The organism is Azovibrio restrictus DSM 23866 (assembly GCF_000429665.1).
Taxonomy (GTDB): Bacteria; Pseudomonadota; Gammaproteobacteria; order Burkholderiales; family Rhodocyclaceae; genus Azovibrio; species Azovibrio restrictus.
Window position 1 is genome coordinate 55,435 of record NZ_AUCH01000001.1, and the last position, 20,584, is coordinate 76,018.

Here is a 20,584-nt window from a genome sequence, read left to right on the forward strand (position 1 = left end):
GCCTCTGCCACCCCCAGGACCCGGGAATTTCCCGGGTCTTTTGTTTTCAGCTGATCTGCCGCAGCCGGGAGACGATCTGCTGCAGCTTGCGCAGATCGGCCAGGACCAGATCGCCGGCCTGCTGAAAGGCCTGCAGCCGCCCGGCATCCAGAGTGCCCGCCGCCAGCAGTTCGCTCACCATGGCATGCATGGCGTCGTGGTGGCGCACCAGTTCCCCGTAGATGTCCAGATGGCCGTAGGCCGTACGCCCCTGGGTGGACAGCCAGCGTCCCAGGCGGCAGTGGTGGGCGGAGGGAATGCTCTGGCCCGGGGGCAGGGACTGGTCCCGGGCCAGCAGGACCTCCACCTGTTCCTTCCAGTGCCGGTGATCCACTTCGGCGGCGATCAGGGGGTAGTCTTCGTGCCGCCACTGCTCCTCGGCGGCACTGATCCAGGCGGGCAGGGGTTCGAAGGCCTTGACCCAGGCCGGCACCTGGTCGCCGGGCATGGGCCTGGCGATGGCAAAGCCCTGGGCCAGGATGCAGCCCAGGCGCACCAGCAGGGTGCCATGGGCCTCGGACTCGACCCCTTCGGCCACCACGTTGCGCTGGAAGGCATTGGTCAGCCCGATGATGCCCTCGACGATGGCCAGGGCTTCCGGCTCGTGCAGCATGTCGCGCACGAAGGACTGGTCGATCTTGAGGGTGGTGGCGGGCAGATTCTTGAAATAGGCGAGGGATGAATAGCCGGTACCGAAATCGTCCAGGGAGAAGCTCACGCCCAGGGACTGGCATTCGGCCATGATCCGGCTGGTATGGTGCAGGTCCTCCAGGGCGGCGGTTTCCACCACTTCCAGCTCCAGCAAACCCGGATCCAGGTCCGGATGGCAGGCCAGGGCCTCCTGGAGCCGCGCCAGGAAATCCTGGGCCTGGAGCTGCCGGGGCGCCAGATTGACGCTGACAGGGAGCTGCAGCCCCTGGCGCTGCCAGCGCTCCATCTGGGCCAGGGCCTCGCGGATCACCCAATGGCCGATCTCTTCCACCACCTCGTGATTGGCCAGGGAGGGGAGGAAGCTGCCCGGCAGGCGCAGGCTGTCGCTGCCGGCCGGCCGCCAGCGCAGCAGGGCCTCGAGGCCCACCACCAGACCGTTGCAGAGATTCACCTTGGGCTGGTAATGGAGCTGGAACTCTCCGGCCGCCAGGCCCTGGCGCACGTCCCCCACCAGTTGCCGCAGTTCCCTGGCCAGCTGGTCCTGGGCCACGTCGAACAGGTAATAGCGGTTCTGGCCGCGCCGTTTGGCCTCATACATGGCCTGGTCCGCATGGCGCAGCAGGGCATCCCCGTCGCTGCCGTCATCGGGAAACAGGGTGACGCCGATGGAGGCGGAAATCTGCACCGTGTGGCCCTTGGCCTGGAACGGCTGGGACAGGTGGTCCAGGACCCGCTCCAGGATGCCCTCCAGCTCGGCCAGTGAATCCAGGTCGTTGATCAGCAGCACGAACTCGTCCCCCCCCAGCCGGGCCGCCGTGTCGCCGGCCCGCAGCAGGCCCTGGAGACGGGACGCCACCTCCACCAGGAGCCGGTCCCCCGTATGGTGTCCGTACTGGTCATTGACCGGCTTGAAGCCGTCCAGATCCAGATAGGCCACGGCCAGGCGGGAGCCACGACGCCGGGCCTGGGCGATGGCCTGGCGCAGGCGGTCGGCCAGCAGGCTGCGGTTGGGCAGCCCGGTCAGGCCATCGTAATGGGCCAGGCGCTCCAGCCGCTTCTCGTGTTCCTTCTTGTCGGTGATGTCCGAGAACAGGCCCACATACTGGATCACCTGGCCATCCTCGTCATGGACCACGGAAATGGTCATCAGGACCAGGACCGCGGAACCATCCTGACGCCGATTCACCACTTCCCCCTGCCAGTGACCACGCTCCCGGACCTCGGCAAACACCTGGGCAAAGAAGTTGTCGTCGTGGTGCCCGGAATTGAGCAGGCGGGCATGCTGGCCGACCACTTTCTGGCGCGCATAGCCGGTGAGGCGGCAGAAGGCCGGGTTCACATCCATGATCACCCCCATGGGGTCGGTGATCAGGATCGCGTCATGACTGTGGCTGAACACTCCGGCAGCCAGGCGCAGGCGGCTTTCCGCCAGATGCCGCTGGGTGATGTCCACCCCCTCGGCCAGCAGCCGGGGCGGGTGATCCGGGTCCTGCTCCAGGAGCCGCAGCCGGAAGCTGACCCAGTGCAGGCTGCCGTCCCGGCCCGGGTGGCTGACCTCGAAGGCCACCGGCCGGCCGGCCAGGGCCTGACCCATGGCCTGCCGCAGCTTCTCCTGCTGCTCCGGGTCGTGGGTCCACCAGGGGGTTTCCCAGAACAGCCGGCCCAGCACCGATTCCCGCCGGGCATTGATCAGCTCCAGGGCCGAACTGTTGGCCTCCAGGAGGCGGCCGTCGCCATCGAGCACGCCCATGAACTGGGCCGCCTGATGGAAGATGGCCTGCCAGCGGGCTTCCGCCAGGGCCAGCTTGCGCCGGGCCAGGCGGCTGTCCTGGCCGGTGATTTCCACCAGCTCGCTTTCCAGGCGCTGGAGCAGGTCGGTCTCGCTCACCAGTCCCACCAGCAGCCCCTCCTGATCCACCACCGGCAGGTGGCGGATGTTGCGGCTGTGCATCAGGTCGGCGGCATCGGCCACGGAGGTGGAGGAGGGGATGCAGACCGGGTTCAGGGTCATCACCCCGCCCACCGCCCGCTGGCGGGTGGCGTGATGGCGGAACAGGCGTACCACGTCACGCTCGGTGAGCAGGCCCACGGGGCGCTGCTGTTCCACCACCACGACGCAGCCGCCGTGGCTCTCGGCCATGGCGCTGACCGCCTCGGCGATGGTGGCCTGGGGCGCCAGGGTCGGCAGGCTGTGCTGCATCACGGCCTGCACCGCCTTCAGGCGCCGGTAATAGGCGAGGCTCAGGTGCCGCTCGAAGTCGGTCTGGCTGACGATGCCGGCAGCCAGACCACTGGCATCCAGCACCAGCAGATGGCGCACCCCATGGCTGGTCATGTGGTGATAGGCGCTGCGGAACTCCATATCCTCCGGGGCGCTGAGCACCGGACTGCTCATGAAGCCCGCCAGGGGCGTGTTGTCGGGCTGATTGTTGCCGTAGGCCCGCAGGATGTCCTGCTCGGTGACGATCCCCAGGACCTGCTCCCCGGCCCGGATCAGGATGGAACTGATACGGGTCTCCGCCAGCTGCTCCACGGCCTGGCCCAGGGTAGCCTCGGGGGGCAGGGTCACCAGGTTGCGGGTCATGATATCGGCGAGGTGGAGAGACTTCATGGGCATGAGCAAGGAAAGGCCAAAGAGGAGGGATTCTAGGCGAGGGCAGCCTAGTCCGTTTGATCTATGTCACGGGGCGATGGCCTGCAGCCCCAGCCGGTAGCGCCGGGCGTTGGCCACGTAATGGGCAGCGGATTTTTCCAGGCGGGCCACGTCCTCGTCGCTCAGTTCCCGCACCACCTTGCCCGGGGAGCCCACGATCAGGACCCGGTCAGGAAAGATTTTTCCCTCCGGAATCAGGGTGTTGGCGCCGACGATGCAGTGCTTGCCGATGCTGCAGCGGTTGAGCAGGATGGAGCCGATGCCGATCAGGCTGCCGTCCCCCACCGTACAGCCATGCAGCATCACCTGGTGCCCCACGGTGACCCGGGCGCCCAGCTGCAGGGGAATGCCGGCATCCGTATGGAGGATGGAGCCGTCCTGGATATTGGTTTCCGGGCCGATGCAGATGGGATCGTTGTCGCCCCGCAGCACGGCGTTGAACCAGACCGAGGCCCGGTCCTCCAGGCGGATGTCGCCGATCAGGGTGGCGTTGGGGGCAATCCAGACCTCCTGGCCCAGCCGGGGGGCGATCTGGTCGAGTCGGTAGAGGCTCATGGGAAAACTCCTTTCAGAGGGAAAGCTGGTCGAGCAGGCAGCGCAGCAGGGTCCAGCACTGGGCCACGGAAGCCACCCGGACCCGTTCGCCAGGGGCATGGGCGCCGCGGATGTCGGGACCGAAGGAGAGCATTTCCAGGGCCGGATGGCCAAGGCCGATGAGGCCGCACTCCAGGCCCGCGTGGATCACCTGGAGGCCCGGGGGGGCGCCGTACAGGTCCTGGTAGATGGCCTGGCAGCGGGCCTGCAGGGCGGAATCCGGACGGGGCTCCCAGCCCGGGTAGCTGCCCAGGATGTGCGCCTCGCCCCCGGCAGCCCGGATGCGTTCGGCGATATGCCCGGCCAGGGCGTCCCTGGCCTCGTCCCGCAGGGAGCGCACCAGGAACACCGCCTCGCAACGGCCCGGCTGCAGGCGCAGGGGCGCCAGGTTGTTGGAGGTCTCCACCACCCCGGCAAAGGCCGGGCTCATGGCCGCCACCCCGTACGGCGCGCGGCTCAGGGTGGCGGCGATCTTCTTCCAGGCCCCGGCTTCCACCACCATGGCGCTGCCGGCCCAGGGGCGGGTGGACAGCTGCAGCGCCGGGTCGGTCTGCCCATACTGCTGCCGCAGCCGCGCTTCGATGCGGCTCAGGGCATGGATGAAGGCCGCCTGCTGCTGGGGCGTCAGCAACAGCCGGGCAGTGGCGGAGCGGGGCAGGGCGTTGCGGACCGTGCCGCCTTCCAGCTCGGCCACGGCAAAGCGGTACTGGAATCCCAGCTCCTGGAGCAGGTCCAGGAGCAGCCGGATGGCGTGCCCCCGGGAGGTGTGGATGTCTATTCCCGAATGGCCGCCACTCAGGCCGTCCAGGGTCACCTCCAGGCCGCTCCAGCCGGCAGGGGCCGGTACCGCCGGGGCCGGCAGGCTGGCTTCCACATCGACACCGCCGGCACAGCCCAGGTAAAACTGGCCCCATTCCTCCGTATCCAGGTTGAGCAGGTAGCGCCCCTGCAAACTGCCCGGCGAGAGGCCCCGGGCGCCGCCCATGCCGGCTTCCTCGTCCACGGTGAGCAGCACTTCCAGGGGACCATGGGCCAGATTCTCGTCTTCCAGGACGGCCAGAGCCAGGGCCACGCCGATGCCGTTATCGGCCCCCAGGGTGGTATGGCGGGCCAGCAGCCAGCCATCCTCCAGCTCCACCTGGATCGGGTCGCGGCTGAAATCGTGGCCGTGGCCGCTACGCTCCTGGCAGACCATGTCCAGATGTCCCTGCAGCACGATGCCCGGGGCCTGTTCCCGGCCAGGGCTGGCGGGCTTCGTCAGGATCAGGTTGCCGGCGGCATCGACACGGGCCGGCAGCCCCCGCTGCCGGGCCCAGTCCAGGAGGTGGGCCACCAGGGCCGCTTCCTGCTTGGAGGCCCGGGGAATGGCGCAGAGGCAGGCGAAATGGCGCCAGACGGCGCGGGGTTCAAGGGAATCGAAGAGGGGGGCCGTTATCATGGCGGACTCGTGCAAAGAATGAGGAAGGAAATCCATGGCGGATACGCTGGAAGAACTGACCCGGGCCGTGCTGGCTTTCCGGGATGAACGCAACTGGGCCCAGTTTCACGGTCTCCGGCACCTGATGGTGTCCCTGAACCTGGAGGCGGCCGAGGTGCTGGAGCTGGCCCAGTGGAAGAGTGATGCCGAGGTGGAAGCCTTGGCCACCGACGCTTCCGGCCGGGAGGCCCTGGCCGACGAATGTGCCGACGTGCTGGCCTACCTGCTGCTCCTGGCCGACCGGGCCGGCCTGGACCTGGCCCGGGCCCTGGAGCAGAAGCTGGCCAAGAACGCCATCAAATACCCGGTGGATAAGTGCTACGGGCGCCGGGACAAGTATTCCACCCTGGACTGAGGCCGGTTCGGGCATCAGGCCTCTTGCACTTCCAGGGACCAGTCGGCCCCATCGCCCAGGGCCAGCTCCCGGGCCAGCCAGGGCAGGGCCTGGCGCAGGCTTTCCGCCAGGGTCCAGGGGGGATTGATGATGAACATGCCGCTGCCGTGCATGCCGAAACCGTCCGTGGCCGGCGCCTGGACCCGCAGGGTGGCATGCAGCCAGTTCCCCGCCGGCAGGCGCTTCAGCCGGTCCGGCAGCTGGCGGGATTCGATCTTGGCGAGCTGGGGATACCAGAGAGCATAGGTGCCCGTGGCGAAACGCTTCAGGGATTCCTTCAGGGCCTGGAGCACGGCCGCGTAATCGTTGCGGGTCTCGTAGGAGGGATCCATCAGGATCAGCCCCCGGCGGGTGGGCGGCGGCAGCAGGGTCTTCAGGGCTCCCAGGCCATCACCTTCGACGATATGCACCTGGCGGCCGGTGCCGTTGAAACTGCGGGCCAGGAGCTTGACCTCGTTGCTGTGCAGTTCGAAGAGGCGCAGCCGGTCGTCCTTGCGCAGTTGCTGGTAGGCCAGCCAGGGGGAACCCGGGTAATGGCGCAGCTCCCCGTCCGGGTTCAGCTCCCGCACCGTATCCAGGTATTCGGCCACGGCCTTGGGCTGGCCCGTGGCTTTCCAGAGCCGGCCGACCCCGTCCTGGAATTCCCCCAACTTCTTGGCCTGCTCGGACTCCAGGCTGTAGCGCCCGGCCCCGGCGTGGGTATCCACCACCCACAGGGGGGCGGGCTTCTGGGTCATGTACTGGAGCATCTGCACCAGGATCAGGTGTTTCAGGACGTCGGCGTGATTGCCGGCATGGTAGGCGTGGCGGTAGCTGAGCATGGATGAGGTTTCGGCAGGGGTTCAGAGCACGGATTCGAAGAGTTCCAGCTGGGGCGGTCCCAGGTAGAGCTCCCGAGCGGATTTCCCGGCATTGGCGTGGGCCTTCATGAAGGCTTCCGACTGGGTCCAGGCAGTAAAGGCTGCTTCGTCCGTCCATTCAGTATGGGAGGCGAACAGGGTGTACTCCTCGGTTTCTGCCCCCTGCAGCAGGTGAAAGCGGACAAAGCCCGGGACTTCCTGCAGATAGCTTTCCCGGCGGCGCCAGTGGTCGACGAATTCCTCCTCCCGGCCCCGGGCGATCTTGAAACGGTTCATGGCAAGAAACATGGGCTGACTCCGGTAGGGTCCCACGGGAATCCGTGGCAAAGGCGGCATTTTATCGGAGTGGGACTTTTGCGCTATGTGATTGTGAGCAGCCTGCCCCACTGGCATACTCACTCACAACCTCTCCCCGGGAAGTCGTCCATGGGTCCCTACCGTCTGAGCATCCGCGAAAGCCTGGTCCTGCGCGCCTTCCTCATCGTGCTGGCCACCCTGGTGCTGTTCACCTTCAGCGCCTACCAGTTCATCATCGCCCCGGCCATCCAGGAAATCGCCCATTCCCAGATGGACCAGGCCGCGACCCAAGTTCAGGCGCGCATGCAGCGCCTCCTGGATACCGTGGAAACCACCCTGGACACCAGCCAGCAATGGGGCCGGGACGGCACCCTGGACCTGGACGAGCTGCTGCGCTTCAACCAGTTCTTCTTCCCGGTCATCCAGAATCACAAGGAAATCTCCTCGGTCATCTTTGCCCACGAATCGGGGCGGGAAATCCTGCTGCTGCACAAGGATGACGGCCACTGGGTCAACCGCATCAGCAATCCCGACCTGTGGGGCAAGCAGACCTTCTGGCTGACCTGGGACCGGGACGGGCAGCTGGAAAAGGTGGAAATGCTGGAGCGGGACTACGATGCCCGCACCCGCCCCTGGTTCAAGGGCGCCATGGCCCTGGAAAACGACAGCCAGCGGCACTGGACCGAACCCTACATCTTCTTCACCACCAAGGAGCCGGGCATCACCGCCGCCCGGCGCTGGACCGGCCCTGACGGCAGCCGCTACATCATCGGTCACGACGTGAAGCTGCTGGATCTTTCCCGCTTCACCTCCCAGCTCCAGGTCGGGCAGCAGGGTTTCTCCATGCTCATGGCCGAGACCAACCAGAAGATCATGGGCCTGCCCCGCCACCCGCGCTTCCAGAACGACGAAGTCATGCGCCAGTCGGTGCTGAAGACCACTGGGGAGCTGGATATTCCCACCCTTTCCCGGGGCGTGGAGCAATGGCAGCAGGCCCAGGCGCCCAGCAACACCCTGGTGCCCTACGCCTACGGCGACACCCCCTGGTTTGCCTATTTCCGGCCCCTGACCCTGGGCGCCCAGCACTTCTGGCTGGGGGTGCTGGCCCCCGAGGAGGATTTCATCCCCGGCCGCACCCGGGACATCTTCCTGGTGGCCGCCCTGGTCATGGGCGCCCTGATCTTCGCTTTCTTCGTGGCCCTGCGCATGGCCAGCCGCTTCTCCCATCCCCTGGAGCAGCTCACCGCCGAAAGTGAACGCCTGGGCAACATGCAGCTCCAGGAACCGGTGCGGGTGGATCCCTCCTGGAAGGAAATCGACCAGCTGGCGGCGGCCCAGGAGGCCATGCGCATCGAACTGCTCCAGGCCACCCAGTGGCTGGAGGAAACCAACGCCAACCTGGAGGACAAGGTGCACGAGCGCACCCGGCAGCTGGAAGAAACCAAGTCCGCCGCCGAGCACTCCCGGCGCCTGCTCATGGACATGGCGGATTCCCTGCCTTGCGCCGTGTTCCGCTACGAAAAGCCGGAAGACGGGGACGAGGGCTTCGTTTTCATCAGCAGCCAGGTGAAGGAAATCCTCGGCTTCAGCCACCTGGACATCCTGGCCGAGCCGGAGCTGCGCTGGAGCCACGTGCACCCCGACGATCTGGAACAGGTGCGCCAGCTCTCCCTGACCACCCTGGCGGGCGGGGAGGGCGGCTATTTCCTGGAACGGGTGGTCCTGCCGGAGAAGGGCTTGCGCTGGGTGGAGACCCGGGCGGAAAAATCGGTGATGGCCGACGGCAGCCAGTGCTGGAACGGCTACTGGCTGGATGTGACCGAGCAGCAGCTGGCCAAGCAGGAACTGGCCGACCAGCTGTTGTTCCAGGAAGGGCTCATCGACACCCTGCCCAACCCCCTGTTCTTCAAGGACCCCGAGGGGCGGTTCCTGGGCTGCAACCGGGCCTACGAGCAGGCCTTCGCCACGGACCGGAACTTCCTGGCGGGCAAGACGGTGCTCGATCTGGACTATCTCCCCGAGGCAGACCGGCAGGCCTTCCACGCCGAGGACATGGGGCTGATCGCCAGCTCCGGCTTTGCCCAGCGGGAGATGCAGATCGAGTACGCCAGCGGCGAACTGCGGCAGGTGCTGTACTCGGTGAGCGGCTTCCGCCTGGCCGACGGCAGCCCCGGGGGGCTGATCGGCGTGCTGGTGGACATCACCACCCTGAAACAGGCCCAGGAAGCCCTGCAGCAGGCCAAGGAAGTGGCAGAGGAAGCCACCCGCATGAAGTCGGACTTCCTCGCCAACATGAGCCACGAGATCCGCACCCCCATGAATGCCATCATCGGCATGTCCCACCTGGCCCTGAAAACCGAGCTCACCCCCAAGCAGCGGGACTACCTGCAGAAAATCCAGCAATCGGGTCAGCACCTGCTCGGCATCATCAACGACATCCTCGACTTCTCCAAGATCGAGGCGGGCAAGCTGAGCGTGGAACAGGTGGAATTCGACCTGGAGCAGGTGCTCGAGAATGTCAGCAACCTGATCGCCGAGAAGGCCGCGGCCAAGGGGCTGGAACTGGTCTTCAACGTGGACCAGGACGTGCCCTCCCACCTGCTCGGCGACCCCCTGCGCCTGGGCCAGGTGCTGATCAACTATGCCAACAACGCGGTGAAATTCACCGAACAGGGGGAAATCGACATCCTGGTGCAGCTGCGCGAAGCGGACGAGTCCCAGGTGCTGCTCTATTTCGCCGTGCGCGACACGGGCATAGGCCTGAGCCGGGAGCAGCAGGAGCGCCTGTTCCAGAGCTTCCAGCAGGCCGACACCTCCACCACCCGCAAGTACGGTGGCACCGGTCTGGGGCTGGCGATCTCCAAGCGGCTGGCGGAGCTCATGCAAGGCGGAGTGGGGGTGGAATCGGAGCTGGGGCAGGGCTCCACCTTCTGGTTCACCGCCCGCCTGGGGCGCAGCCAGAAAAAGCGGCGCCCCCTGGTCCTGAGCCACGAGCTGGCCGGCAAACGGGTGCTGGTGGTGGATGACAACGAAAATGCCCGGGCCGTGATCCGCGACATGCTCCAGTCCATGAACCTGGAAGTGAGCGAGGCCGAATCCGGTCTCTCCGCCCTGAGCCAGGCCCTCCAGGCCCAGGCCGGCCTCGCCCCCTTCCAGGTGGTGCTGCTGGACTGGCAGATGCCGGGCATGGATGGCATCGAAACCGCCCGGCGCCTGAAGGCGGAGCTGGGGGAGGACTGTCCGCGCCTGGTGATGATCACCGCCCACGGACGGGAAGAGGTGATGCACGGCGCCAGCCAGGCCGGGGTGGAAAACGTGTTGATCAAGCCGGTTAGCGCCTCCCTGCTGTTCGACGAAATGGTACGGGTGCTGGGTGGCGGGGAAGGGGAGGACAAAGGGGAGACGGCCAGGGAGCAGTCCCCCGTGACTGGCAACGGCCTGGAAGCCCTGGCCGGCGCGCGCATCCTGCTGGTGGAGGACAACGATCTGAATCAGCAGGTGGCCAGGGAAATCCTCGAAGATGCGGGTTTCCTGGTGGAGGTGGCCGCCGACGGGGCCATTGCCCTGGAACGGGTACGCCAGGCCAGCGCCCCCTACGACCTGGTGCTGATGGACATGCAGATGCCGGTGATGGACGGGCTGGAAGCCACCCGGCAGCTGCGGGCCCAGGGGCAGACCCTGCCCATCGTGGCCATGACGGCCAATGCCATGCAGGGGGACCGGGACCGCTGCATCGCGGCCGGCATGGACGACCACCTGGCCAAGCCCATAGAGCCCGAACAGCTCTGGGCGGCCCTGAAACGCTGGATCGTTCCCCGGCCTGGTCTGGGCACCCGTCTCACCAGCCCCCGCCGGAACGAGGCCGCCAGTACCGGCCTGTCCCTGGACATTCCCGGCCTGGATACCGCCCAGGGCCTGCGCCGGGTGCTGGGCAAGGAATCCCTGTACCGGGCCATGCTGGAGAAATTCCTGGCCGGCCAGGCCGACGCACCGGCCCGGGTGGCGGCAGCTGCGGCTGCCGGCGACTGGCCCCTGGCCGAGCGGCTGGCCCACACCCTGAAAGGTGTAGCCGGCAATATCGGCGCGGCAGCCGTGCAGGAAGCGGCCAGCCAGTTGGAAAGCGCCTGCCGCAGCCCAGCCTCCGCCGAGCACATTCCCCCGCTGCTCCAGACTCTGGAACAGGCCCTGGCGCCGCTGCTCCAGGGCCTGGCCGGCGCCCTGGAAACCGGACCTCGGGAAACCGGGCAGAAGCCGCCCGTAGACCAGGCCCGCCTGCAGCCCGTACTGCAGCGCCTGGCCACCCTGCTGGGAGAAGATGACGCCGAAGCCGGCGACCTGCTGCAGGAAGCCCGGGAACTGCTTTCCCAGGGGCTGGGCGAAAAATTCGCCGTCCTGGAAGGCGCCATCGGCCGCTTCGAATTCGATACCGCCCTGGATGTCCTGAAACAAGCCTGTGCCCAGTCTCAAATCGACCTGGAGGGTCAGTCATGAACAACGCCCTGGATTTCACCGAAAGGCCCACCATCCTGGTGGTGGACGACACCCCCGACAACCTGGCCCTGATGAGCGGCCTGCTCAAGGACAGCTACAAGGTCAAGGTGGCCAACCACGGGGAAAAAGCCCTCAAGATCGCGGCCTCGGACAGCCCCCCGGACCTGATCCTGCTCGACATCATGATGCCGGACCTGGATGGCTACCAGGTCTGCGAACGGCTCAAGGGAGACCCGGCCACCCGGGACATCCCGGTGATCTTCCTCACCGCCAAGACCGAAGTGGAAGATGAGCAGCACGGCCTTGCCCTGGGGGCGGTGGACTACATCACCAAGCCCATCAGCCCCCCCATCGTCCTGGCCCGGGTGGCCACCCACCTGCAGTTGAAGGCCAGCGCCGACTTCCTGCGCGACAAGGCGGCCTTCCTGGAACAGGAGGTGGCCAAACGCACCCGGGAGCTGCAGGCGATCCAGGACGTGACCATCCTGGCCATGGCTTCCCTGGCGGAAACCCGGGACAACGAGACCGGCAACCACATCCGCCGCACCCAGCATTACGTGCGGGCCCTGGCCGCCCACCTGCAGCACCATCCCCGTTTCGCCGCAACCCTGAACGGCACCTACATCGATACCCTGTTCAAGTCGGCCCCCCTGCACGATATCGGCAAGGTGGGCATCCCCGACCGGATCCTGCTCAAGCCCGGGCGCTTCACTCCCGACGAGTTCGAGATCATGAAAACCCATACCACCCTGGGCCGGGATGCCATCGCCCACGCAGAAAAACAGCTGGGCATGGAAGTGGATTTCCTGGCCTGCGCCAAGGAAATCGCCTTCAGCCACCAGGAAAAATGGGATGGCAGCGGCTATCCCCAGGGACTGGCCGGGGAGGACATCCCCCTCTCGGCCCGGCTGATGGCCCTGGCGGATGTCTACGACGCCCTGATCAGCCGGCGGGTGTACAAGCCGGCCATGCCCCATGCCCAGGCCAGGGAGATCATCCTGGCCGGAAGCGGCAGCCACTTCGACCCGGACATGGTGCAGGCCTTTCTGGCCCTGGAGTCCGAGTTCCAGGCCATCGCCGCCCGCTACGGGGACAGCGACGCGGATCTGGCCCGGGAGGCCCGGCGCATGGACGCGGAAGTGGCGGAGCAGGTGAAGCTGTAGGGAGCCGTTTGTCCCAAGGCCGTCGACGGGTTCGGGGCTTTTCGGCTAGAATTGCGCTTTCCCGCAGCCTGTATTTCCATGACCAAATACGTATTCGTCACCGGCGGTGTGGTGTCTTCCCTGGGGAAGGGCATCGCCGCCGCGTCTCTCGGGGCCATCCTCGAATCCCGCGGCATCAAGGTTACCCATCTCAAGCTGGACCCCTACATCAACGTGGACCCGGGCACCATGAGCCCCTTCCAGCACGGTGAGGTGTTCGTTACCGAAGATGGTGCCGAAACCGACCTGGACCTGGGCCACTACGAGCGCTTCACCAGCGCCAAGATGTCCAAGCGCAACAACTTCACCACCGGCCAGGTCTATGACTCGGTGCTCAGGAAGGAACGGCGCGGCGAATACCTGGGCAAGACCGTCCAGGTCATCCCCCACATCACTGACGAAATCAAGGGCAAGATCATGGCCGGCGCCGAAGGTGCCGACGTGGCCATCGTCGAGGTGGGCGGTACCGTGGGCGACATCGAGTCCCTGCCGTTCCTGGAAGCCATCCGCCAGATGGGCATCGAGGAAGGCCGCAACAACGTCTGCTACATCCATCTGACGCTCTTGCCCTACATCCCCACGGCCGGGGAGCTGAAGACCAAGCCGACCCAGCATTCGGTCAAGGAACTGCGGGAAATCGGCATCCAGCCGGACATCCTGCTCTGCCGGGCCGACCGCTCCATGCCGGCGGAAGAGCGGCGCAAGATCGCCCTGTTCTGCAACGTCATGCCCGAAGCCGTGATCGAGTGCCTGGACGCGGATTCCATCTACAAGATTCCCGGCATGCTGCACGACCAGATGCTCGACGAGATCGTCTGCCACAAGCTGGGTATCCTGGCCAAGGCCGCCGACCTGAGCGTCTGGGAAAAGCTGATCGACGCCCTGGAACACCCGGCCCATCAGCTCAACATCGCCTTCGTGGGCAAGTACGTGGACCTTACCGAGTCCTACAAGTCCCTGATCGAAGCCATCAACCACGCCGGCATGCACACCCGCTGCAAGGTGAACATCCATTACCTGGATTCCGAGACCCTGGAAACCGAAGGGGTAGGGGTCTTGAAGTCCATGGACGCCATCCTGGTGCCCGGCGGCTTCGGCAAGCGAGGCACCGAGGGCAAGATCGCCGCCATCCGCTACGCCCGGGAAAACAAGGTGCCCTACCTGGGCATCTGTCTCGGCATGCAGATGGCCGTGGTGGAATTCGCCCGGGACGTGGCCGGCATGGCCGGCGCCCACTCCACTGAATTCGAGGAAAACACCCCCTACCCGGTGATCGGCCTGATCACCGAATGGCTGGACGCCTCCGGCAAGGTGGAAAAGCGCTCCGAAGATTCCGACCTGGGCGGCACCATGCGCCTGGGCGGCCAGGTCTGCCTGTTGAAGGAAGGCAGCAAGGCCCGAGCCATCTATGGCCAGCCGGAAATCATCGAGCGGCACCGGCACCGCTACGAGGTGAACAACACCCTCCTGAACCAGCTGGAAGAAAAGGGGCTGATCGTTTCCGGCCGTGCCCCTGGCACCGACCTGTGCGAAATGATCGAACTGCCCGCCGACGTGCATCCCTGGTTCGTGGCCTGCCAGTTCCACCCGGAATTCACCTCCAATCCCCGCCAGGGTCACCCCCTGTTCACCTCCTACGTGCAGGCCGCACTGGCCCGCAAGCTGGGCAAGGCATGAAGCTTTGCGGCTTCGAGGCCGGTCTCGACCGGCCCCTGTTCCTGATTGCCGGCCCCTGCACGGCCGAATCCCTGGAGCTTTGCGTCGAGGTGGCCGGCACCCTCAAGGAAGTGTGCGGTCGCCTGGGCCTGCCTTACATCTTCAAGGCCTCCTACGACAAGGCCAACCGCAGCTCGGGCAAGTCCGTGCGCGGTCCCGGCATGGAAGCCGGTCTCAACATGCTGGCCGAAGTACGCCGCCAGGTGGGCGTGCCGGTGCTCACCGACGTGCACACGGAAGCCGATATTGCCGCCGTGGCGGAAGTGGTGGATGTGCTGCAGACCCCGGCCTTCCTCTGCCGCCAGACCGATTTCATCCACGCGGTGGCCGCCTGCGGCAAGCCGGTGAACATCAAGAAGGGCCAGTTCCTGGCTCCGGGCGACATGAAGAACGTGGTGGACAAGGCCAGGGAAGTGAATAACGGCGCCGACAACATCATGGTCTGCGAGCGGGGCGCCTCCTTCGGCTACAACAACCTGGTGTCCGACATGCGCGCCCTGGCGATCATGCGCGAGACCGGCTGTCCGGTGGTGTTCGACGCCACCCACTCGGTGCAGCTGCCGGGCGGGCAGGGCACCTCGTCGGGTGGGCAGCGGGAATTCGTCCCCGTGCTGGCCCGGGCCGCCGTGGCCGTGGGTATCGCCGGCCTGTTCATGGAAACCCACCCGCACCCCGAGAAGGCCTTTTCCGATGGCCCCAACAGCTGGCCCCTGCCGCGCATGGAAAGCCTGCTCACCACCCTGGTGGCCCTGGACAAGGCGGCCAAGGCCGCCGGCTTCGAAGAATTGAAGTAGTTTCTTTGGTTTGCAATTCAAGTAATTGAAAATAGGAGAGAAGTATGAGTTCTGTGGTTGATGTGATCGCCCGCGAGATCCTGGATTCCCGCGGCAACCCCACCGTCGAATGCGACGTGCTGCTCGAATCCGGCGTCATGGGTCGGGCTGCCGTGCCCTCCGGCGCCTCCACCGGTTCCCGGGAAGCCATCGAACTGCGTGACGGCGACAAGGGCCGCTACCTGGGCAAGGGCGTACTGCAGGCCGTCGAGAACATCAACACCGAAATCTCCGAAGCCATCATCGGCCTAGATGCCCAGGAACAGGCCTTCATCGACCAGACCATGATCGATCTGGACGGCACCGAGAACAAGTCCCGCCTGGGCGCCAACGCCATCCTGGCCGTCTCCATGGCCGTGGCCAAGGCCGCCGCCGAGGAATCCGGCCTGCCCCTGTACCGCTACTTCGGCGGCATGGGCCCCATGCAGATGCCCGTGCCCATGATGAACATCATCAACGGCGGCGCTCACGCCAACAACAGCCTGGACATCCAGGAATTCATGATCATGCCCGTGGGTGCAGCCACCTTCCGGGAAGCCCTGCGCTGCGGTGCCGAGATCTTCCATGCCCTGAAGAAGCTGCTGGACAAGAAGGGCTTCTCCACCGCCGTGGGCGACGAGGGCGGCTTTGCCCCCAACCTGGGCAGCCACGCCGAAGCCATCCAGCTGTGCATGCAGGCCATCGAACAGGCCGGCTACGTGCCCGGTCAGGACGTGTTGATCGCCCTGGACTGCGCCGCCTCCGAGTTCTACAAGGACGGCAAGTACTGCCTGGAAGGCGAGGGCCTGCAGCTGACCTCCGCCCAATTCGTGGATTACCTGGCCAACCTGGCCGACCAGTTCCCCATCGTGTCCATCGAGGATGGCATGGCCGAGGGCGACTGGGACGGCTGGAAGCTGCTCACCGAGCGCCTGGGCGCCAAGGTCCAGATCGTCGGCGATGACCTGTTCGTCACCAACACCAAGATTTTGAAGGAAGGCATCCAGAAGGGCATTGCCAACTCCATCCTGATCAAGATCAACCAGATCGGCACCCTGTCCGAAACCTTCGCCGCCGTGGAAATGGCCAAGCGCGCCGGCTACACCGCCGTCATCTCCCACCGCTCCGGTGAGACCGAGGACAGCACCATCGCCGACATCGCCGTGGGCCTCAACGCCGGCCAGATCAAGACCGGCTCCCTGTCCCGCTCCGACCGGATCGCCAAGTACAACCAGCTGATCCGCATCGAGGAAGATCTGGGCGATACCGCCTCCTACCCCGGTCGCGAGACCTTCTACAACCTCCGCTAAGGCGTGTGAAGCCCCGGGGAACCGGGGCTTTTCCCCATCATGCGCTGGCTTACGGTCGGACTCCTCGCCCTCATCGCCCTTCTGCAGTACCCCCTCTGGTTCGGCAAGGGGGGCTGGCTGAAGGTGTGGGAGTACGACCGTCAATTGCAGCAGCACAAGGAAGTCTCCCGCCAGCTGGAAGTGCGCAACGCCGGGCTGGATGCGGAAGTGCGGGACCTGAAGACCGGCTACGAAGCCATCGAGGAGCGGGCCCGCTTCGAACTGGGCATGATCAAGGCTGGCGAGGTGTTCGTCCCCATCCCGGAAAAACCCCAGGACCCGGGTGCCAAATCCGCCACGCCCCTGCCGCCCCCCCAGGAAAAGAAACCTGCTCCCGGCCGCTGAAAAACGCAGTTTTCAGTTTTTTTCGCAAAAAAGACAAATAAGCTTTGCTTTTATCGCTCATGGGGCGCATAGTTCGTTTCAGCGATTTTCAAGTAGTGCAGTTTTGGCAGGTTCAGTTCCCGTAGTTCCGGTTCGTCCCCCTTCAATACCCCGCCGTCTTGAGTTTCGTCCCTTCAGGGGCATTCCCCTTTATTTTTCCTAAAAGGATACAAGACATGGCAACAGGTACTGTTAAGTGGTTCAACGACGCCAAGGGCTTCGGTTTCATCTCCCCCGAAAACGGCGGTGACGATCTCTTCGCTCACTTCTCCGCGATTCAATCCCAAGGCTTCAAGACCCTGACCGAAGGTCAGCGCGTCAGCTTCGATGTGACCACCGGCCCCAAGGGCCCCCAGGCCACCAACATCCGCCCCGAATAAGGCGCATGCATCCGGGAATGCGGAGCAGCCCCCGGTTGCCCCCAACTCCCGAACAACCCGGCTGCGGCCGGGTTTTTCTTTTGCGACACTAGAAAGGGAAGGTCATGGCCAAGGAAGAAATCATCGAAATGCAGGGCGTCGTCAGTGAAGTGCTGCCGGACTCCCGTTACCGGGTCACCCTGGAAAACGGCCATGGCCTGGTGGCCTACAGCGCCGGCAAGATGAAGAAGCACCACATCCGGATCATCGCTGGCGACCAGGTAACCCTGGAACTCTCGCCCTACGACCTCAGCAAGGGGCGCATCACCTTCCGGCACATGCCGGGCCGTACCCCCCAGAACGCCCCCGGCGGCCGCCGCTGATTCCCCTGGGGAGCGGCAGCGCGCCGACTCCTTTCAACCTAAAAACCTCACCACAGAGACACAAAGACACAGAGAAGTTCAAAAAAACAATGGCTTGTACTATCTTCTGCGCTCACCTAGAAAGTGACCTGGCCTTCCAGGAAAGTCTTTGTTTTTCCTCGGCGTCTCTGTGCCTCTGTGGTTTAACTGAGGTTTTAAGGTTCAATCAGCCAGTTCGATCTGGCCGTTGATGTGCACCTGAATCTGGCTCTCGCCAGCCTCCATGGGCATGGGCGCCGCCTCCGACAACATGGAGTTGGCCTTGCGATACTGCATCATCGGCGGCCGCCCCTGGGCAGCGCTGTTGATGCTCATCTGCTTGATCTTGTAGGACTTCCCCATGGTCCTGGCCACCAGCTGGGCACGAACCTGAAAGGCGGCAATGGCAGCCTGGATGGCCTGGTCCTCGGCATTCTTCCTGGTTTCCGGCTTGGGCAGGAACTGCACGTTGGCAACGCCCAGCTTTTCCTGCAGCTTCCCCAGCAATTCCGACAGGGCTTCCGTATCCCCGGATTCGAGCACCAGCTCGGAACGCATGCGCCAGGAATCTATCCGGCCGTTCTTGCCATAGTTAGGATGGGTGAAGGTGGCACCGCTGCGGCTCTTGATCCGGGGATAAGCCTTGGCCGTATTTGCCGCCTCGGCCATCAGGCTGTTGACCTGGGCCGCCAGGGCCCTGGGCGCAAGACCACTGGCCTCGGCAAACACCGTAGCCTGGGCCAGGTCATTGGGCGCCTCCTGCATGGCCTCGGCGGAGACATCCACCAGGGTCCCGGCCCAGGCGGCTGGACTGATGCACAGGGCAAACAGGGCGGCATTGCGGCCCTTCCGGGTCAAGATCGGCATCATGGCATTTCCTTTTCTTTGGGAATTGAACGATAGGTTGCTAGAATCCGGCGCGTTCCGTCGCTTTTATACCTCACGCCCGGACCGGACCGGGGCTGGAATTTGTTTCGGAACGTGAAGCCAGCCCCCATGCCGCCGCATTCCGGGTACCCGACCCCAGTGGCACGGCCGCTCCCACCAAGGAATTGATACATGAACATGCAAGTCAGCAAGAATACCGTCGTGACCCTGGATTACAACGTCACCGATCCCGATGGCACCGTCGTGGACGAAGGCCGTGATGCCCTGATCTACCTGCACGGCGGTTACGACGACATCTTCCCCAAGATCGAGGAAGCCCTGCAGGACAAGAAGGTGGGCGAGACCGTGACTGTCAAGCTGCAACCTGACGACGCCTTCGGCGAATACGACGCGGAGCTGGTGCAGATCGAGCCGCGCAAGGATTTCCCCAAGGAACTGGAAGTGGGCATGCAGTTCGAAGGTGCCCCCCAGGGCGCCGACGAAGACGAATTCGTCATCTACCGGGTCACCGACATCGCCGACGACAAGGTGGTCCTGGACGGCAACCATCCCCTGGCCGGCACCGCCCTGGTGTTCACCTGCACGGTGACCGCCGTGCGTCCCGCCAGCGAAGAGGAAATCGAGCACGGTCACGTGCACGGCCTGGACGGCGACGAGCACACCTGCCACTAAGCCCAACAGGAAAACCCATGCAACAAAAACGCACCTGGAAACAGGTGGATGGGGTTCTTTTGCTCGACAAACCCCAGGGGATGAGTTCCAACGACGCCCTGCAGAAAGCCAGGCGCCTCTTTTCCGCCGCCAAGGGTGGCCATACGGGGACCCTGGACCCCATGGCCACCGGGCTGCTGCCCCTGTGCTTCGGGGAAGCCACGAAGTTTTCCGCCGACCTGCTGGATGCGGACAAGACTTACGAGGCTCAGGTGCTGCTGGGCAGCACCACGGATACCGGCGACAGGGAAGGGCAGGTGACGGGCTCCTGGCCGGTCACCTGTTCTGAAGCGGAAGTGCGGGCCCTGTTGCCGCGCTTTACCGGGGAAATCCAGCAGATTCCCCCCATGTACTCGGCCCTGAAGCGGGACGGGCGCCCTCTCTACGAACTGGCCCGAAAGGGGCAGGAAGTGGAGCGCCAGCCCCGAGCCGTGACCATCCACAGCCTGGAACTGCTGAGCTGCCCGCTGCCCGGCTTCACCCTGCGGGTCACCTGCAGCAAGGGCACCTACATCCGGGTACTGGCCGAGGATATGGGCCGGGCCCTGGGCTGTGGCGCCCACCTCACGGGACTGCGGCGCACCCGGGTTGGGCCCCTCAACCTGGAGGGGGCAGCCACCCTGGCCGAGCTGGAAGCCGGAGGCGAGGAGGGGCGGGCCGCCTTCCTGAAACCGGTAGACAGCCTGCTGGCCTCCCTGCCCGCCGTGGAGCTGCAGTTGGCGGAGATGGAGCGCTTCTCCCATGGCAACCCCGTGGCAGCCCCGGAGGGCATGGGCGCAGCCGCCCGGGTCTATGGCGCGGGTCGGCTCCTGGGCCTGGGGCAGCTCAAGGCAGACGGCCTGCTCTGGCCCAAACGCCTGATCGCAAATGCAGCTTGAGCCGGTCCAGCCCTTGTTGCTATAATCCGCCGCTTCCGCCCGGCCTCCCCGGACGGAAATTCACCAACCTGGCATCAGCTCTATCAAACTGGGGCGATGCCGTTTCAAAGAAAAGAGAGTTTGAAACATGGCTTTTACTACCGAACAGAAGGCACAGGTCGTTGCCGACTTCCAGCGCGCCAAGGGCGACACCGGCTCCTCCGAAGTGCAGATCGCACTCCTGACCGCCCGCATCAATGACCTGACCGGTCACTTCAAGGAACACAAGAAGGACCACCACTCCCGTCGCGGCCTGCTGCGCATGGTGAGCCAGCGCCGCAAGCTGCTGGACTACCTGAAGGGTAAGGATCTGAATTCCTATCGCACCCTGATCGAACGTCTGGGTCTGCGCAAGTAATGGCGTTCCGGGCCGCAAGCGGCCCAGTCTG

Annotated in this window: 18 protein-coding genes; 12 read left to right on the forward strand and 6 right to left on the reverse strand. The window is 65.2% G+C overall.

Annotation, left to right across the window (positions count from 1 at the left end; all coding sequences use genetic code 11):
- Positions 1–46: 46 nt before the first annotated feature.
- From G474_RS18890 to pepD, 3 genes are all read right to left on the reverse strand, one after another.
- Positions 47–3,274: an EAL domain-containing protein gene (locus G474_RS18890; RefSeq protein ID WP_051281593.1), complete on the reverse strand. Its 3,228-nt coding sequence runs from the start codon at positions 3,272–3,274 to the stop codon at positions 47–49.
- Positions 3,275–3,370: 96 nt separating this feature from the next.
- Positions 3,371–3,898 (reverse strand): gamma carbonic anhydrase family protein, encoded by a 528-nt coding sequence (locus tag G474_RS0100295; RefSeq protein WP_026685240.1) that lies wholly within the window; start codon positions 3,896–3,898, stop codon positions 3,371–3,373.
- A gap of 13 nt (positions 3,899–3,911) precedes the next feature.
- Positions 3,912–5,375: a beta-Ala-His dipeptidase gene (gene pepD, locus G474_RS0100300; RefSeq protein WP_043462711.1), complete on the reverse strand. Its 1,464-nt coding sequence runs from the start codon at positions 5,373–5,375 to the stop codon at positions 3,912–3,914.
- A gap of 34 nt (positions 5,376–5,409) precedes the next feature.
- Here pepD and G474_RS0100305 point away from each other — a divergent pair, with 34 nt between their 5' ends.
- On the forward strand, positions 5,410–5,769 hold the full coding sequence (locus G474_RS0100305) for a nucleotide pyrophosphohydrolase (protein WP_043462713.1): 360 nt from the start codon (positions 5,410–5,412) through the stop codon (positions 5,767–5,769).
- Between the two features lie 14 nt (positions 5,770–5,783).
- Here the strand turns inward: G474_RS0100305 and G474_RS0100310 are convergent, their stop codons facing one another.
- Both G474_RS0100310 and hmuQ read right to left on the reverse strand, forming a co-directional pair.
- Complete coding sequence (locus G474_RS0100310; RefSeq protein ID WP_026685243.1) at positions 5,784–6,629, reverse strand: 23S rRNA (adenine(2030)-N(6))-methyltransferase RlmJ; 846 nt, start codon at positions 6,627–6,629, stop codon at positions 5,784–5,786.
- A gap of 21 nt (positions 6,630–6,650) precedes the next feature.
- Positions 6,651–6,956, reverse strand: coding sequence for a heme-degrading protein HmuQ (hmuQ, locus tag G474_RS0100315; protein WP_026685244.1), 306 nt, complete (start codon positions 6,954–6,956; stop codon positions 6,651–6,653).
- Between the two features lie 138 nt (positions 6,957–7,094).
- On the opposite strand from hmuQ, the gene G474_RS18895 reads away from it, so the two are divergent.
- From G474_RS18895 to infA, 8 genes are all read left to right on the forward strand, one after another.
- Entirely contained in the window at positions 7,095–11,456 is a 4,362-nt protein-coding gene (locus G474_RS18895; RefSeq protein WP_026685245.1) for a response regulator, read from the forward strand.
- A complete protein-coding gene (locus tag G474_RS0100325) occupies positions 11,453–12,619 on the forward strand; it encodes a response regulator (RefSeq protein ID WP_026685246.1) in 1,167 nt (388 codons plus the stop codon). Before G474_RS18895 ends, G474_RS0100325 begins: the two co-directional genes overlap by 4 nt.
- Positions 12,620–12,697: 78 nt before the next feature.
- Positions 12,698–14,335: a CTP synthase gene (locus G474_RS0100330; RefSeq protein WP_026685247.1), complete on the forward strand. Its 1,638-nt coding sequence runs from the start codon at positions 12,698–12,700 to the stop codon at positions 14,333–14,335.
- Positions 14,332–15,168, forward strand: a complete 837-nt coding sequence (gene kdsA / locus G474_RS0100335) for a 3-deoxy-8-phosphooctulonate synthase (RefSeq protein WP_026685248.1) — start codon at positions 14,332–14,334, stop codon at positions 15,166–15,168. Before G474_RS0100330 ends, kdsA begins: the two co-directional genes overlap by 4 nt.
- 44 nt (positions 15,169–15,212) lie before the next feature.
- A complete protein-coding gene (gene eno / locus G474_RS0100340; RefSeq protein WP_026685249.1) occupies positions 15,213–16,496 on the forward strand; it encodes a phosphopyruvate hydratase in 1,284 nt (427 codons plus the stop codon).
- Positions 16,497–16,535: 39 nt separating this feature from the next.
- Positions 16,536–16,880 carry a cell division protein FtsB gene (ftsB, locus tag G474_RS0100345; RefSeq protein WP_026685250.1) on the forward strand — a complete coding sequence of 115 codons (345 nt, stop codon included), beginning with the start codon at positions 16,536–16,538 and terminating at the stop codon, positions 16,878–16,880.
- A 215-nt stretch (positions 16,881–17,095) separates the two neighbouring features.
- A complete protein-coding gene (locus G474_RS0100350) occupies positions 17,096–17,299 on the forward strand; it encodes a cold-shock protein (protein WP_026685251.1) in 204 nt (67 codons plus the stop codon).
- Between the two features lie 104 nt (positions 17,300–17,403).
- Positions 17,404–17,661 carry a translation initiation factor IF-1 gene (gene infA, locus G474_RS0100355; RefSeq protein WP_026685252.1) on the forward strand — a complete coding sequence of 86 codons (258 nt, stop codon included), beginning with the start codon at positions 17,404–17,406 and terminating at the stop codon, positions 17,659–17,661.
- Between the two features lie 201 nt (positions 17,662–17,862).
- Here infA and G474_RS0100360 read toward each other — a convergent pair whose 3' ends face one another.
- On the reverse strand, positions 17,863–18,549 hold the full coding sequence (locus G474_RS0100360) for an SIMPL domain-containing protein (RefSeq protein ID WP_026685253.1): 687 nt from the start codon (positions 18,547–18,549) through the stop codon (positions 17,863–17,865).
- Positions 18,550–18,738: 189 nt separating this feature from the next.
- On the opposite strand from G474_RS0100360, the gene G474_RS0100365 reads away from it, so the two are divergent.
- The 3 genes from G474_RS0100365 (at position 18,739) to rpsO (ending at position 20,553) form a co-directional block, all read left to right on the forward strand.
- The gene (locus G474_RS0100365) at positions 18,739–19,239 is read left to right on the forward strand and encodes an FKBP-type peptidyl-prolyl cis-trans isomerase (protein ID WP_211228031.1); all 501 of its coding nucleotides are present in this window, start codon (positions 18,739–18,741) and stop codon (positions 19,237–19,239) included.
- A 17-nt stretch (positions 19,240–19,256) separates the two neighbouring features.
- Positions 19,257–20,156 carry a tRNA pseudouridine(55) synthase TruB gene (gene truB, locus G474_RS0100370; RefSeq protein ID WP_026685255.1) on the forward strand — a complete coding sequence of 300 codons (900 nt, stop codon included), beginning with the start codon at positions 19,257–19,259 and terminating at the stop codon, positions 20,154–20,156.
- Positions 20,157–20,283: 127 nt separating this feature from the next.
- Positions 20,284–20,553: a 30S ribosomal protein S15 gene (gene rpsO, locus G474_RS0100375; protein ID WP_026685256.1), complete on the forward strand. Its 270-nt coding sequence runs from the start codon at positions 20,284–20,286 to the stop codon at positions 20,551–20,553.
- Positions 20,554–20,584 lie beyond the last annotated feature (31 nt).

Bases quoted from the DNA above. Each gene is read 5' to 3' on its own strand.
- G474_RS18890 (WP_051281593.1), bottom strand. From the start codon at position 3,274: ATGACCCGCAACCTGGTGACCCTGCCCCCCGAGGCTACCCTGGGCCAG.
- G474_RS0100295 (WP_026685240.1), bottom strand. From the start codon at position 3,898: ATGAGCCTCTACCGACTCGACCAGATCGCCCCCCGGCTGGGCCAGGAG.
- pepD (WP_043462711.1), bottom strand. From the start codon at position 5,375: ATGATAACGGCCCCCCTCTTCGATTCCCTTGAACCCCGCGCCGTCTGG.
- G474_RS0100305 (WP_043462713.1), top strand. From the start codon at position 5,410: ATGGCGGATACGCTGGAAGAACTGACCCGGGCCGTGCTGGCTTTCCGG.
- G474_RS0100310 (WP_026685243.1), bottom strand. From the start codon at position 6,629: ATGCTCAGCTACCGCCACGCCTACCATGCCGGCAATCACGCCGACGTC.
- hmuQ (WP_026685244.1), bottom strand. From the start codon at position 6,956: ATGTTTCTTGCCATGAACCGTTTCAAGATCGCCCGGGGCCGGGAGGAG.
- G474_RS18895 (WP_026685245.1), top strand. From the start codon at position 7,095: ATGGGTCCCTACCGTCTGAGCATCCGCGAAAGCCTGGTCCTGCGCGCC.
- G474_RS0100325 (WP_026685246.1), top strand. From the start codon at position 11,453: ATGAACAACGCCCTGGATTTCACCGAAAGGCCCACCATCCTGGTGGTG.
- G474_RS0100330 (WP_026685247.1), top strand. From the start codon at position 12,698: ATGACCAAATACGTATTCGTCACCGGCGGTGTGGTGTCTTCCCTGGGG.
- kdsA (WP_026685248.1), top strand. From the start codon at position 14,332: ATGAAGCTTTGCGGCTTCGAGGCCGGTCTCGACCGGCCCCTGTTCCTG.
- eno (WP_026685249.1), top strand. From the start codon at position 15,213: ATGAGTTCTGTGGTTGATGTGATCGCCCGCGAGATCCTGGATTCCCGC.
- ftsB (WP_026685250.1), top strand. From the start codon at position 16,536: ATGCGCTGGCTTACGGTCGGACTCCTCGCCCTCATCGCCCTTCTGCAG.
- G474_RS0100350 (WP_026685251.1), top strand. From the start codon at position 17,096: ATGGCAACAGGTACTGTTAAGTGGTTCAACGACGCCAAGGGCTTCGGT.
- infA (WP_026685252.1), top strand. From the start codon at position 17,404: ATGGCCAAGGAAGAAATCATCGAAATGCAGGGCGTCGTCAGTGAAGTG.
- G474_RS0100360 (WP_026685253.1), bottom strand. From the start codon at position 18,549: ATGATGCCGATCTTGACCCGGAAGGGCCGCAATGCCGCCCTGTTTGCC.
- G474_RS0100365 (WP_211228031.1), top strand. From the start codon at position 18,739: ATGAACATGCAAGTCAGCAAGAATACCGTCGTGACCCTGGATTACAAC.
- truB (WP_026685255.1), top strand. From the start codon at position 19,257: ATGCAACAAAAACGCACCTGGAAACAGGTGGATGGGGTTCTTTTGCTC.
- rpsO (WP_026685256.1), top strand. From the start codon at position 20,284: ATGGCTTTTACTACCGAACAGAAGGCACAGGTCGTTGCCGACTTCCAG.